The 12,823-nt window shown below is 68.4% G+C and carries 9 protein-coding genes; 4 read left to right on the top strand and 5 right to left on the bottom strand.

Going from position 1 to position 12,823, the window contains the following annotated elements:
• Positions 1 to 23: 23 nt before the first annotated feature.
• Both BR47_RS31535 and BR47_RS31530 read right to left on the bottom strand, forming a co-directional pair.
• Entirely contained in the window at positions 24 to 1,775 is a 1,752-nt protein-coding gene (locus tag BR47_RS31535) for an MFS transporter (RefSeq protein WP_051635012.1), read from the bottom strand.
• 185 nt (positions 1,776 to 1,960) lie between these two features.
• The gene (locus tag BR47_RS31530) at positions 1,961 to 3,247 is read right to left on the bottom strand and encodes a Bcr/CflA family efflux MFS transporter (protein ID WP_051128485.1); all 1,287 of its coding nucleotides are present in this window, start codon (positions 3,245 to 3,247) and stop codon (positions 1,961 to 1,963) included.
• 159 nt (positions 3,248 to 3,406) lie between these two features.
• Here BR47_RS31530 and BR47_RS0126115 point away from each other — a divergent pair, with 159 nt between their 5' ends.
• Together BR47_RS0126115 and BR47_RS0126110 are read left to right on the top strand one after the other, a co-directional pair.
• Positions 3,407 to 4,159 carry a hypothetical protein gene (locus BR47_RS0126115; protein ID WP_029105249.1) on the top strand — a complete coding sequence of 251 codons (753 nt, stop codon included), beginning with the start codon at positions 3,407 to 3,409 and terminating at the stop codon, positions 4,157 to 4,159.
• A 226-nt stretch (positions 4,160 to 4,385) separates the two neighbouring features.
• A complete protein-coding gene (locus BR47_RS0126110) occupies positions 4,386 to 8,054 on the top strand; it encodes a multifunctional oxoglutarate decarboxylase/oxoglutarate dehydrogenase thiamine pyrophosphate-binding subunit/dihydrolipoyllysine-residue succinyltransferase subunit (RefSeq protein WP_020101571.1) in 3,669 nt (1,222 codons plus the stop codon).
• On the opposite strand, the gene BR47_RS0126105 is transcribed toward BR47_RS0126110, so the two are convergent.
• Together BR47_RS0126105 and BR47_RS0126100 are read right to left on the bottom strand one after the other, a co-directional pair.
• Positions 8,029 to 9,144: an MbnB/TglH/ChrH family RiPP precursor modification enzyme gene (locus BR47_RS0126105; protein ID WP_231506785.1), complete on the bottom strand. Its 1,116-nt coding sequence runs from the start codon at positions 9,142 to 9,144 to the stop codon at positions 8,029 to 8,031. The genes BR47_RS0126110 and BR47_RS0126105 overlap by 26 nt on opposite strands.
• The gene (locus tag BR47_RS0126100) at positions 9,141 to 10,028 is read right to left on the bottom strand and encodes a TIGR04222 domain-containing membrane protein (protein WP_029121285.1); all 888 of its coding nucleotides are present in this window, start codon (positions 10,026 to 10,028) and stop codon (positions 9,141 to 9,143) included. Before BR47_RS0126100 ends, BR47_RS0126105 begins: the two co-directional genes overlap by 4 nt.
• Positions 10,029 to 10,268: 240 nt before the next feature.
• Here BR47_RS0126100 and BR47_RS0126095 point away from each other — a divergent pair, with 240 nt between their 5' ends.
• Positions 10,269 to 11,105 (top strand): SDR family NAD(P)-dependent oxidoreductase, encoded by an 837-nt coding sequence (locus tag BR47_RS0126095; protein WP_029105251.1) that lies wholly within the window; start codon positions 10,269 to 10,271, stop codon positions 11,103 to 11,105.
• Positions 11,106 to 11,134: 29 nt separating this feature from the next.
• A complete protein-coding gene (locus BR47_RS0126090) occupies positions 11,135 to 11,965 on the top strand; it encodes an SDR family NAD(P)-dependent oxidoreductase (RefSeq protein ID WP_029121284.1) in 831 nt (276 codons plus the stop codon).
• Here BR47_RS0126090 and BR47_RS0126085 read toward each other — a convergent pair.
• Positions 11,962 to 12,822, bottom strand: a complete 861-nt coding sequence (locus BR47_RS0126085) for a glycine betaine ABC transporter substrate-binding protein (protein WP_029121283.1) — start codon at positions 12,820 to 12,822, stop codon at positions 11,962 to 11,964. The two genes, BR47_RS0126090 and BR47_RS0126085, sit on opposite strands and share 4 nt — an antisense overlap.
• Position 12,823 lies beyond the last annotated feature (1 nt).

Below are 12,823 nucleotides of genomic sequence, written 5' to 3'. Positions count from 1 at the left end.
AGCCGGTGCGAACCCGTGCGGCACTACATCGAATGCAAACCGTAGATGCCGGGATCGTCGGCCTCGTCGTCTTCCCGATAGTGCCGGCCGCGCCGCGGCGTCGGAGGCGCTTCAGCCGCCACGACCTCCGGGCGACGCGGACTGTGCCAGTGGTCGACGCGCATCGGAATAGGTGAGGTGCGCGGCTCGTCGGGGTCTTCGGACTCGAAGTGCGCGTAGTCCTCATCAGATTCGGCGGGCACGGCGTACCGGTCCCACTGCTCGGAGTCAGCCACGGCGTCGAACGCGGCGCGGTCGACGGTGTACTCGACGTAGTCGTCGTCATCGGGAAAGTAGTTGGGTTCGGGCGGTTCCGGGACAGAGGTCCGGGGTCGAACCAACGGCGCGGCGGTCGCCTGGCCCCGCAGGAACAGCGCGGCGACGATGCCGAACAACGCGACGAACGCCGGCAGTAGCAGCGATTGCGACATCGCGGTCGCGAACGGCTCGTGCAGGAACGGCGGCAGCGTCACCGGTGTGCCTTCGCCGGCAACGGGACGGCCGCCGGTTGGCATCTCGGCGCTGATCCGGGACGTCATGTAGGCGGCCATGCCGGCGCTGCCCAGCACCGAGCCGACCAGCCGCGTCGCGTTGTAGACGCCGGACCCGGCGCCGGCCAGCCGCGGCGGCAGATTGCGGGTCGCGGTCGCCGCCAGCGGCGACCAGATGAACGCCATGCCGATGCCCATGACGATGAACGGCAGTACCAGCTGCCACAGCGGCGTGTCGGGAGTCAGCCCGAACGACAACCAGGTCAGCCCGATCGCCAGCGCTGAGAATCCCGACCCCACGATCGGTTGCGGCGGGTAGCGGTCGATCAGCTTGCCGACGAGCGGCGCCAGCATCCCGGACACCACCGCCATGGGCGCGGTGAGCAGCGCCGACTCCGTGGCGCTCAGGCCGAGGACGGCCTGGGCGTGGAACATCACCGGCAGGATCATCGCGGTGACGCAGAAGCCGATGGTGGCCACGGCCACGTTGGACAGGCAGAAGTCGTTGTCGTGGAACACCGTCAGCGGGATCAGCGGCTCGTCCGGGTTGACCGCCTGCCAGTACACGAAGGCGGCCATGAAGCCCACGCCGGCGAGGATCACCAGCCAGATCCACCAGGCCCAGCCGTGCGTCTGCCCCTCCTGCAGGCCGAACACGATGCCGAACATGCCGACACCCGACAGCACCACGCCGAGGACGTCGAACCGGTGCCGCTCGGTCGGCAGCTGCGGCACCAGCACCCAGGCCAGCGCCAGGCCGACGATGCCGATCGGCACGTTGACGAAGAAGATCCACTGCCAGCCGAGATGGTCGACCAGCACGCCACCGGCCAGCGGACCGACCAGCGTCGCCACCCCGGCCGTGGCGCCCCACACGCTCATGGCCGCGCCCCGGCGCTCGGGCGGGAAGATTCGCGTGATCGTTGACAGGGTCTGCGGCGTCAGCAGCGCCGCGCCCAGCCCCTGTACGACGCGCGCGGCGATCAGCATCCCGATGCTGCCGGACAAGCCGCACCACAACGACGCCAGCGTGAACACGGCCAGGCCCGTCAGATACAGGTTGCGCGGCCCGAAGCGGTCACCGAGCCGGCCCGCGACCAGCAGCGGTACCGCATACGCCAGCAGATAGGCACTGGTCACCCAGATGACACCGTCGTAGTCGGTGCCGAGCTTCTGCATGATGACGACGTTGGCGACGGCGACGATCGTGGAGTCCACCAGGATCATGAAGAAGCCGAACATCATGGCCCAGAGGGCATGCCACGGCCGACTCACTTGCGCAGCGCTCACCGACGAACTCCGGCGGAAATCAACGTATGCATGCAGTGGGTATCAAGTCTGGTGGCCGGCCGATGTGCCGGTCTCCACTTCGACGCTACGGACAGTCGCGGATCCGAACAAGTCAGCAGTTCGGCGCCGCCACCACAGACCTAATGGCGGTGGCGTTCGTGTCCCGACTCACCCTTGTCGCCGACAGCCAGCAGCGCGAACAGGGCGACCACGACGCCCGTCGTCATCACGCCCGCGAGCGCCAACTCACCGTTGCCCAGCGCGCCGACGAGTGGCGCCACCGCCGCGCCGAGCCCGAACTGGGCGGCGCCCAGCGCGGCCGCCGCGGTGCCGGCGGCATCGGGGTGACGGGCCAGTGCGACGGCGGGTGTGTTCGGAATCACGAGGCCCATCGCGGCCAGCATCGCCCATACCGGGATGAGGAAACCGGCCAGCCCGCCCACGTGCAGTGCGGCCAGCGCGACGAACACGAGGCCGAACACCGACGCGGCGATCAGCGCGACCACCGCGATCTTCTGCGGCTCGAACCGGCGCAGCAGTACGACGTTGAATTGGGTGGAGCCGATGAGCGCGATCGCCCCGGCGGCGAACACCAGCGCGAAGGACTGCTGGTCGAGGCCGTACCGCCCCTGCAGCACGAAGGCGGCACCGGCGATGTACGCGAACAGGCCCGACATGCCGAGGGCACCGACGAGGACCAGCACCACGAAGCGGACATCGCTCAGCACCTCGACGTACGTCCGCAAGATCGCCCGCAGTTGTAGCGGGCGCCGGTCGGCGACGGCGAGGGTCTCGGGCAGGGCCAGCACCGCCACCGCCAGGATCGCGCCGCCCAGGACGGCGAGCGCGGCGAAAACCCAGTGCCACGAACCGCGCAGCAGCACGGCCGCGCCGAGCGACGGCGCCAACACCGGCGCCACGCCCAGGACCAGGATCAACCGCGACATCACGACGGCCGCGACCGACTCTTCGAAGAGGTCACTCACGACAGCGACGGCCACGACAGAAGCCGCGGCGGCACCCACACCCTGCAGCGCGCGGGCGATGCCCAGCACCTCGATGTTCGGCGCGAACAGGCACAGCAGCGACGCCGCCATGTGCAGCAGGATGCCGGCGACCAGCGGCCGCCGACGGCCCAGCGCGTCCGACAGCGGGCCGACGATCAGCTGGCCGAGGGCCAGGCCGCCCAGCGTCCCGGTCAGCGTCAGCTGCGCGACCGACGACGACAACCCCAGCTCAGAGGCAATCCGGGGCAGTGCCGGCAGGTACATGTCGATGGTCAGCGGGCCCAGTGCGACCAGCAGGCCGAGCACCACGATCATCCGGGTACGGCTCGGCGCCGGACGTACTTCCGGGGCCTCGGCGGGCACGCCACTATCGGTGGCGTCGCCTACCGCTGTCAGATCCACAAGGGGCGATGCTGCCATGAATATGGTTAGCAATGCATACCGGTTTTTTCTTCCCGGCAAACCCGCAGTGTTCAGATGTGATCACCGGCTCAGCCGGTGCCGGGCACTCAGATGCCACCCCGATCGTTGACCACGCGTTAGCCTGAATTCCTGAGACGGAGATGGAGAGGCCGGCCGATGAGTGCTCGCTCCAGCATGAAGGGGCAGTTGCCTGTGAAGCATGACGCCCACGCCGAGAACCCTGGCGCTGCCGCCAAGGCGCTCTCGCACATCCTCGAAGGCGGAGCCCGAGTGCAGGCGCCGGCAGTGGCCGCCTACGTGAACCGGTTACGTGAACACAACCCCGGTGCCACCCCGGCCGAGATCGTCACCAAACTCGAGAAGCACTACCTGGCCGCGACCATGGCCAGCGGCGCCGCAGTCGGATCGGCCGCGGCCTTCCCCGGCATCGGCACGCTCGTCGCGATGTCCGCGGTCGCCGGCGAGACCGTGGTGTTCCTCGAAGCGACCGCGGTGTTCGCCCTGGCGGTGGCCGAGGTGCACGGCATCCCGGTCGACCAGCGGGAGCGTCGTCGCGCGCTGGTGCTCGCCGTACTCGTCGGCGACGAAGGAAAGCACGCCATCGGGGACCTGCTCGGCACCGGCCGCACCAGCGGCGCGTGGCTGGCCGACGGCGCCGCGACCGTTCCGCTACCGGCTGTCTCGCAATTGAATTCGCGACTGCTGAAGTTCTTCGTGAAGAAGTACACGCTCAAGCGCGGCGCCATCGCGTTCGGCAAGCTGCTGCCGGTCGGCGTCGGCGCGGTGATCGGCGGTGTCGGCAACCGGTTGATGAGCAAGAAGATCATCGAGAACGCCCGCGCGGCCTTCGGGCCCGCCCCGGCGCGGTGGCGCCAGACGCTGCACGTGCTGCCCGAGGCACGGGATTAGCAAACCCTCCGCAGATTGATGAACCAATACGTAGGCTTCCGCCGTCCGAGGATTCGACCGACGGGTTAGCCTTAGTCGGCACGGGGGCGGGCGACCGCCAACACAACAGAGGGCGCGTACGCCGGGCTGAGGTCCGGCACTCGCCGGACAGAAGGAAACGAGGCGAATAGCGGCCGTGAGCACATCACCTTCACCATTCGGTCAGAACGAGTGGCTGGTCGAAGAGATGTATCGCAAATTCCGTGAGGACCCGTCCTCGGTGGACCCGAGTTGGCACGACTTCCTGCGTGACTACAACCCCGAACCCGTCACGGACACAACAGATTCCGTAGCCGCGGCGACCCCGGCGCCCGCCGCCGCACCCGCAGCCCCGGCTGCTGCGCCGACCGCACCGGCTCCCGCCGCGGCCCCTGCCGCACCGGCTGCCCCGGCCCCCGCCGCGCCTGCCAAGGCCGCCCCCGCCAAGGCCGCTGCCGGACCCGCGCCCGCCGAGGACGCCGAGACGCAGACGCTGCGCGGCGCCGCTGCCGCCGTCGTCAAGAACATGAACGCGTCGCTGGACGTGCCGACCGCCACGAGCGTGCGCGCCATCCCCGCGAAGCTGATGATCGACAACCGCGTCGTCATCAACAACCACCTCAAGCGCACCCGCGGCGGCAAGATCAGCTTCACCCATCTGCTGGGCTACGCGATCGTCCAGGCGGTCAAGCAGTTCCCCAACATGAACCGCTACTTCGCCGAGGTCGACGGCAAGCCGACGGCCGTCACGCCGGCGCACACCAACCTCGGCCTGGCCATCGACCTGCAGAACAAGGACGGTTCGCGCCAGCTCGTCGTCGCAGCCATCAAGCGTTGCGAGACAATGCAATTCGGCCAGTTCATCGCCGCCTACGAGGACATCGTCCGGCGCGCCCGCGACGGCAAACTGACCGCCGAGGACTTCAGCGGCGTCACCATCTCGCTGACCAACCCGGGCACCATCGGCACCGTGCACTCGGTGCCGCGCCTGATGCGCGGTCAGGGTGCCATCATCGGCGCCGGTGCCATGGAGTACCCGGCCGAGTTCCAGGGCGCCAGCGAAGAGCGCATCGCCGAGCTCGGCGTCGGCAAGCTCATCACACTGACGTCGACCTACGACCACCGCATCATCCAGGGCGCCGAGTCCGGCGACTTCCTGCGCACCGTGCACCACCTGCTGCTCGACGACGCCTTCTTCGACGAGATCTTCCGCGAGCTGGGCATCCCCTACGAGCCGGTGCGCTGGCGGATCGACAACCCGGACTCGATCGCCCACAAGAACGCCCGCATCATCGAGTTGATCGCGGCCTACCGCAACCGCGGCCACCTGATGGCCGACATCGACCCGCTGCGTCTCGACAAGACCCGCTTCCGCAGCCACCCCGACCTCGACGTCAACACCCACGGCCTGACGCTGTGGGACCTGGACCGCGAGTTCAAGGTCGACGGTTTCGCCGGCAAGCAGTTCATGAAGCTGCGCGACGTGCTGTCGGTGCTGCGCGACGCCTACTGCCGCCACGTCGGTGTCGAGTACACCCACATCCTCGAACCCGAGCAGCAGAAATGGCTGCAGGAGCGCGTCGAGGTCAAGCACGACAAGCCCACGGTCGGTGAGCAGAAGTACATCCTGTCCAAGCTCAACGCCGCCGAGGCCTTCGAGACCTTCCTGCACACCAAATACGTTGGGCAGAAACGCTTCTCGCTGGAAGGCGCGGAAGCCGTCATCCCGATGATGGACGCCGCCATCGACCAGGCGGCCGAACACAACCTCGACGAAGTCGTCATCGGCATGCCGCACCGCGGCCGTCTCAACGTGCTGGCCAACATCGTCGGCAAGCCGTACTCGAAGATCTTCAGCGAGTTCGAGGGCAACCTGAACCCGGCGCTGGCGCACGGTTCCGGCGACGTGAAGTACCACCTCGGTGCCACCGGCCACTACCTGCAGATGTTCGGCGACAACGAGATCGACGTGTCGCTCGTGGCCAACCCCAGTCACCTCGAAGCCGTCGACCCGGTCCTCGAGGGCCTGGTCCGGGCCAAGCAGGACCTGCTGGTCGGCGACGAACACGACGACAGCGACGCGCACGGCCGCTTCTCGATCGTGCCGATGATGCTGCACGGCGACGCCGCGTTCGCCGGCCAGGGCGTCGTGGCCGAGACGCTGAACCTCGCGCTGCTCAAGGGCTACCGCACCGGCGGCACCATCCACATCGTCGTGAACAACCAGATCGGATTCACCACGGCGCCAACGGATTCGCGCTCCAGTGAGTACTGCACCGACGTGGCCAAGATGATCGGCGCGCCGATCTTCCACGTCAACGGCGACGACCCCGAGGCCTGCGCCTGGGTGGCCCGCCTCGCCGTGGACTTCCGCGAGGCGTTCAAGAAGGACGTCGTCATCGACATGCTGTGCTACCGCCGCCGCGGCCACAACGAAGGCGACGACCCGTCGATGACCCAGCCGTACATGTACGACGTCATCGACACCAAGCGCGGCGTCCGCAAGACCTACACCGAAGCCCTCATCGGCCGCGGTGACATCTCCCTCAAAGAGGCCGAGGACGCCCTGCGCGACTACCAGGGCCAGCTCGAACGGGTCTTCAACGAGGTCCGTGAGCTCGAGAAGCACGAGCTCGCGCCCAGTGAGTCGGTGGAGTCCGACCAGACCATCCCGCAGCGCCTGCTGACCGCGGTCGACAAGTCGCTGCTGGCCCGCATCGGTGACGCACACCTCGCGGTGCCCGAGGGCTTCAACGTGCACCCACGCGTCAAGCCCGTGCTGGAGAAGCGCCGCGAGATGGCCTACGAAGGCAAGGTCGACTGGGCGTTCGCCGAGCTGCTGGCCCTGGGCTCGATGGTCGCCGAAGGCCGGCTCATCCGGTTCTCCGGTCAGGACACGCAGCGCGGCACCTTCACGCAGCGGCACGCGGTCCTCATCGACCGCGTCACCGGTGAGGAGTTCACCCCGCTGCAGCTGCTGGCCACCAACACCGACGGCACCCCGACCGGCGGCAAGCTGCTGATCTACAACTCGGCGCTGTCGGAGTTCGCCGCGGTCGGCTTCGAGTACGGCTACTCGGTGGGCAACCCCGACGCCATGGTGCTGTGGGAAGCCCAGTTCGGTGACTTCGTCAACGGCGCGCAGTCGATCATCGACGAGTTCATCAGCTCCGGTGAGGCCAAGTGGGGCCAGCTCTCCGACGTGGTGCTCCTGCTGCCGCACGGTCACGAGGGCCAGGGCCCGGACCACACATCGGGCCGCATCGAGCGGTTCCTGCAGGTGTGCGCCGAAGGTTCGATGACGGTCGCGATGCCGTCGACCCCGGCCAACTACTTCCACCTGCTGCGCCGGCACGGCCTCGACGGCATCCACCGGCCGCTCATCGTCTTCACCCCGAAGTCGATGCTGCGCAACAAGGCCGCGGTCAGCGACATCAAGGACTTCACCGAGATCAAGTTCCGCTCGGTGCTCGAAGAGCCGACCTACGAAGACGGCGTCGGCGACCGGTCGAAGGTCACCCGGGTGCTGCTCACCAGCGGCAAGCTGTACTACGAGCTGGTGGCCCGCAAGGCCAAGGACAAGCGCGAGGACATCGCGATCGTGCGCATCGAGCAGCTGTACCCGCTGCCCAAGCGCCGGCTCGAGGCGACGCTGGCCCAGTACCCGAACGTGCAGCAGTACTTCTGGGTGCAGGAGGAGCCGGCCAACCAGGGTGCCTGGCCGACGTTCGGCCTGAGCCTGCCGGAGCTGCTGCCCGACCGCCTGACCGGCATCAAGCGCATCTCGCGCCGGGCCATGAGCGCGCCGTCGTCGGGCAGCTCGAAGGTGCACGCCATCGAGCAGCAGGCCATCATCGACGAGGCGTTCGCCCCGTAGCGTCGAACCTGAGCTTGGGTGCGAAGTTCCGGCGGAACTTCGCACCCAAGCTCATTTTCGCGTGAGTATGGGCTCGCTTGTGCGCCAATGCGGTGCCGGCCACCGCAACCCGGTCGGCGTCGAATCCCGGCGGCGGGCCGGACAGTCCCAGCAGTGCCTGTAGCAGTGCGTCCTCGGCGTCGGCCAACTCCCGGCGCGCGATGTCGGTCTCCCCGGGCGCCACTCGACCGGATGCACACCGCAGTCCCGCGGCCCAGGGCCGGACCACGTCGTCACCGGCTCGCCCGGCAGCCGACCGGATGGCGGCCAACTCCCGGGCCAGCACGCTCGGTGCCGGATAGGCGCCGTCGCGTTCCAGCATGACGGCCGGCAACGCGGTTCTGCCCGCGAGCTCGGCGAGCAGGTCCAGGATCGGCTCGGCGACGTCGGCGGTGTGGGTGTCGTGCCAGACGCCGTCGCGCAAGGCACCGCCGGCGACGTGGACGTAGGCGATCCGATCCAACGGCAACGTGTCGAGTGCCTCGAGTGGATCGGCGCCGAAGTTGACGGCGGACGTGTACAGGTTGGCCACGTCCAGCAGCAGGAGCGCGCCGGTGCGCTCGATGATCTCGCACAGAAACTGCGCTTCGGTGAGCTCGTCGTCGGGCCAGGACACAACGGACGCCACGTGTTCGAGGGCCAGCGGAACGGCCAGCGCATCCTGGGCGATCCGGACGTTGGCCACGACGACGTCGAGCGCGGCGCGGCTGCGCGGCACCGGCAGCAGATGCCCGGCTTCGCGGTTTCCGGCGCGCACGAAAGCGATGTGCTCGCTCACCAACGGGGCGCCGAGGGCCGCCGCACACTCGCCGAGGTGCTTCAGCCGGGCGGATTCAGGCCGCTCCGCGCCACCCAGCGAAAGCGAAATTCCGTGTGGCACAACGGGAATTCCGCGACTACGGATCGCCTCCAACGACTCCGGCAGGGCGCCAGGCTGGATGCCTTCGGCGATCACCTCCATGAACTCGACACCTGGCAGTCGCTCGATGGTGAGGTCGATCTCGGGCCGCCAGCCGATACCGACGGCGGGACCGGAGGCACCGGCGGTCATCCGCCGCACCCGCCACACCCGCCGCAGCCGCCGCCACATCCCCCACTGCCGCCACAACCACCGCCATCTGCGACGCCGCCGCTGCCGAGCAACGAGGTGCGCAGATCGTCGTCGGTCAGCGCGGCGAATCCGAGCAGCGCGACGCCGACCACCTGTGCCAGGCGGGCGGCATCGGTGCGCCCGGCCTCCGTCGCAGGCTCGGTCAGGGCCGCCCCGGACTCATACCGGTTGCGCATGCCCTGCAGTGCGAGTTGTCCTGCCGCGGACGGTTGGTGTGCCGCATCGGCAAGAAATCCGCGCACCAGGACGAGCGTCGACAAGCCGGTGGCCACCAGGAAAACGAACAGCAGAAGGACCTTGTGGTGCAGCTCGATGCCGTTGATCAACCGGATCACACCGACAACCCACACCGCGCACGGCAGCAGCACGCAGGCGCGCAGAGCGGCGGTCGAAGCGCTGTCGAGAAGCAGACCGCGGGCGCGCAACCGGTCACCGATCGCCACGATGCGCGGGTGCTCGCGCAGACGCTTGATCGCGACCTTCCGGCGGGGCGCCGCGGACACGCAGTCGGCGACGGCGGCGTCCACATCGTCGGTCAGCGTGACGTCGGCGGCAACGGTGAGCGTGCCGCCGCGAGAAACCAGAAGCCGGTCGCTGAGGGCCAGGTTCGCGATCGCCGCGCTGACAGCACGGTCCGAGCCGCCGGCCAGGTAAGCGGTCTCGTACGGATCCAGCAGCGGCCGCGGAGTCGCGGCATCGGTTTCCGCAGTTTCCGAGTGGATCAACACCGCTCGGAAGGCGTACATCAATGCCAGCGCAAGCAGATACGTGACGAGATAGATCCCCAGAAACTGCGGTCCGGTCAGGCCCCATGATGCTGTCATCGGAATCAACTCCTTGCCGTCGGGTCGAAGAAGCGGAGCAGTGCAGCGAGCGTCTCCGTAACGTCGGCGAGAAGCGACAAAATGCGCTTGCGGCGGCCGTTTCCTTGCATGATTCACAGGTTGAGGACGGTTTGGTACCGTTGGGTACCGCCACTCTTGCAGCACACCCGGTGCCATCCGACACCGGCGGTACCGGATACTGTCGCTAGCAGCACGCGCATCGACCACAAGGGAGTGTTCATGGAGGGCTTCGCCGGGAAAGTCTGTGTCGTCACCGGAGCCGGATCGGGTATCGGTCAGGCCCTCGCCATCGAGCTCGCCCGCTCGGGCGCCAAGCTGGCGATCAGCGACGTCAACACCGAGGGCCTCGCCGAGACCGAAGAGCGCATCAAGGCCATCGGCGCCCCCGTCAAGACAGACCGCCTCAACGTCACCGAGCGCGAGGCCTTCGCCCTCTACGCCGACGCCGTCGCCGAGCACTTCGGCAAGGTCAACCAGATCTACAACAACGCCGGCATCGCCTTCACCGGCGACATCGAGGTCAGCCAGTTCAAGGACATCGAACGGGTCATGGACGTCAACTTCTGGGGCGTCGTCAACGGCACCAAGGAATTCCTGCCGCACCTCATCGCCTCGGGCGACGGCCACGTCGTCAACGTCTCCAGCGTCTTCGGCCTGTTCGCTGTCCCCGGCCAGGCCGCCTACAACGCCTCGAAGTTCGCCGTCCGCGGCTTCACCGAGGCGCTGCGCCAGGAGATGAAGCTCGCCGGCCACCCCGTCAAGGTCACCACGGTGCACCCCGGCGGCGTGAAGACCGGTATCGCCCGCAACTCCACCGCGGTCGAAGGCATCGACCCGAAGGAACTGGCCAAGACCTTCGACGCGAAGCTGGCCAAGACCACGCCCGAACGCGCCGCCAAGATCATCCTGGAGGCCGTCCGCAAGGGCCACGCCCGCGTGCTCGTCGGGCCGGACGCCAAGCTGCTGGACGTCATCATCCGGGCCACCGGCTCGGGCGCGTACCAGGACCTGTTCTCCCGCGTCACGTCCCGCGTGATGCCGTCGCGCTCGCACTGACACCCACCACCCAACGCAAAGGAGCGGTCATGGAGGGATTCGCCGGCAAGGTCTGTGTGATCACCGGAGCCGGATCGGGTATCGGTCAGGCGCTGGCCATCGAACTGGCGCGCTCGGGTGCGTCGCTCGCGATCAGCGACATCGACACCGAGGGCCTGGCCAAGACCGAGGAACAGGTCAAGGCCATCGGCGCTCCGGTGAAAGCCGACCGGCTCAATGTCGCCGAGCGGGAGGCCTTCGAGCTGTACGCCGACGACGTGGTCAAGCACTTCGGCAAGGTCAACCAGGTCTACAACAACGCCGGTATCGCCTTCACCGGCGATCTCGAGGTCAGCCAGTTCAAGGACATCGAGCGCGTCATGGACGTCGACTTCTGGGGCGTCGTCAACGGCACCAAGGTCTTCCTGCCGCACCTGATCGCCTCGGGCGACGGGCACGTCGTCAACGTCTCGAGCATCTTCGGCTTGTTCGCGGTACCCAGCCAATCCGCTTACAACGCAGCCAAATTCGCCGTCCGCGGCTTCACCGAGGCGCTGCGCCAGGAGATGAAGCTCGCCGGGCATCCGGTGAAGGTCACCACGGTGCACCCCGGCGGCATCAAGACCAACATCGTGCGCAACTCGACCGCGGCCTCCGACATCGACTCCGCGGGCCTGAACAAGCTGTTCGACCGGGCGGCCCTGACCACGCCGGAACGGGCCGCGCAGATCATCCTCGAGGCCGTCCGCAAGGGCCACGCCCGGGTGCTGGTCGGGCCCGACGCCAAGATCGTCGACGTGATCGTCCGGATCACCGGGTCAGGTGCCTACCAGGGCCTGTTCGCCGCCATCGCCGGACGGGTGCTGCCGCGGCTCGGCTAGTGGTCCAGCGGGTGCTGGGCCAGCCACGCACCCGCCACCGCCGCCGGATCGGCGCCTTTGTCGACCTGACCGATCATGTCGGTCAGCGTCGCGGTGTCCAGCTCGCCGGCAATTCCGTTGAGCGCCAACACCTGTTGTTCGGCGAGGACGTTGCGCCGGTACAAGGGCACCACGTTCTCGGCGCGGATCAGCGCGGTGCGGTCGGTCAGCACCGTCACACCCGCCGGTACGGCCGGCGCCGCGGTCGAGGTCCAGGCCACCGTCACCGCGCCCGCCTTCAACGCGTCGAAAAGGCCTGCGGCGTCCTTGAATTCACGAGCGGTCGGTAGGACGCAATCCCCCACGCGAGCCGGGTGCGCGTCCCCCGCCACCACTCCGACGGACAAACCGCCGCAATGCCCCGGTAGCGCCGCGACATCCCGCTTGCCCCAGCGGTCCGCCGTCGCGGCGGTGACCGCGACAGCCGGCTTGTCCTGTGCCGACGCCGTGTAGTCGGCGGCGGCGACGCCTTCGGGTAACGCCGAGATCATCGACCGGTACACCTGCTCGTCGGCCCGTGCCGTGGCGTGCGGGACGAACCTGGCGAGCAGTTCGCCGGTGAGCCCCGGCGCCACCGTCACATCGGCGGAGTCAAGGGCCGCAACAGGATCCGGGACCAGGTGCACACGGGTCGGGATACCGAAATAGCCCAGCGCCGCCGAGTACAGGTGAGCGAGCAGTTTCGACTCGCTGGTCGGCGCCGCGCCGACTGTCAGTGCCGGAGGTCCCGGCACCGACTGTCCGGTGCTGCAGCCCGCCGTCGTCGCGGTGAGCAGTGCGGCCAGCGCCACACCGCTCGCCGCGACCCGGCGGCTCATG

Source organism: Mycobacterium sp. UNC410CL29Cvi84 (assembly GCF_000686745.1).
In the GTDB taxonomy this organism is placed as follows: Bacteria; Actinomycetota; Actinomycetes; order Mycobacteriales; family Mycobacteriaceae; genus Mycobacterium; species Mycobacterium mucogenicum_B.
The sequence above is the reverse complement of the archived record's forward strand: the minus strand, read 5'-3'. Positions and strand labels throughout refer to the sequence as shown.

What these genes read in the sequence shown, in the direction of transcription:
- BR47_RS31535 (WP_051635012.1), bottom strand. Translation starts at nt 1,775, where the DNA reads ATGATGTTCGGCTTCTTCATGATCCTGGTGGACTCCACGATCGTCGCC.
- BR47_RS31530 (WP_051128485.1), bottom strand. Translation starts at nt 3,247, where the DNA reads ATGGCAGCATCGCCCCTTGTGGATCTGACAGCGGTAGGCGACGCCACC.
- BR47_RS0126115 (WP_029105249.1), top strand. Translation starts at nt 3,407, where the DNA reads ATGAGTGCTCGCTCCAGCATGAAGGGGCAGTTGCCTGTGAAGCATGAC.
- BR47_RS0126110 (WP_020101571.1), top strand. Translation starts at nt 4,386, where the DNA reads ATGTATCGCAAATTCCGTGAGGACCCGTCCTCGGTGGACCCGAGTTGG.
- BR47_RS0126105 (WP_231506785.1), bottom strand. Translation starts at nt 9,144, where the DNA reads ATGACCGCCGGTGCCTCCGGTCCCGCCGTCGGTATCGGCTGGCGGCCC.
- BR47_RS0126100 (WP_029121285.1), bottom strand. Translation starts at nt 10,028, where the DNA reads ATGACAGCATCATGGGGCCTGACCGGACCGCAGTTTCTGGGGATCTAT.
- BR47_RS0126095 (WP_029105251.1), top strand. Translation starts at nt 10,269, where the DNA reads ATGGAGGGCTTCGCCGGGAAAGTCTGTGTCGTCACCGGAGCCGGATCG.
- BR47_RS0126090 (WP_029121284.1), top strand. Translation starts at nt 11,135, where the DNA reads ATGGAGGGATTCGCCGGCAAGGTCTGTGTGATCACCGGAGCCGGATCG.
- BR47_RS0126085 (WP_029121283.1), bottom strand. Translation starts at nt 12,822, where the DNA reads ATGAGCCGCCGGGTCGCGGCGAGCGGTGTGGCGCTGGCCGCACTGCTC.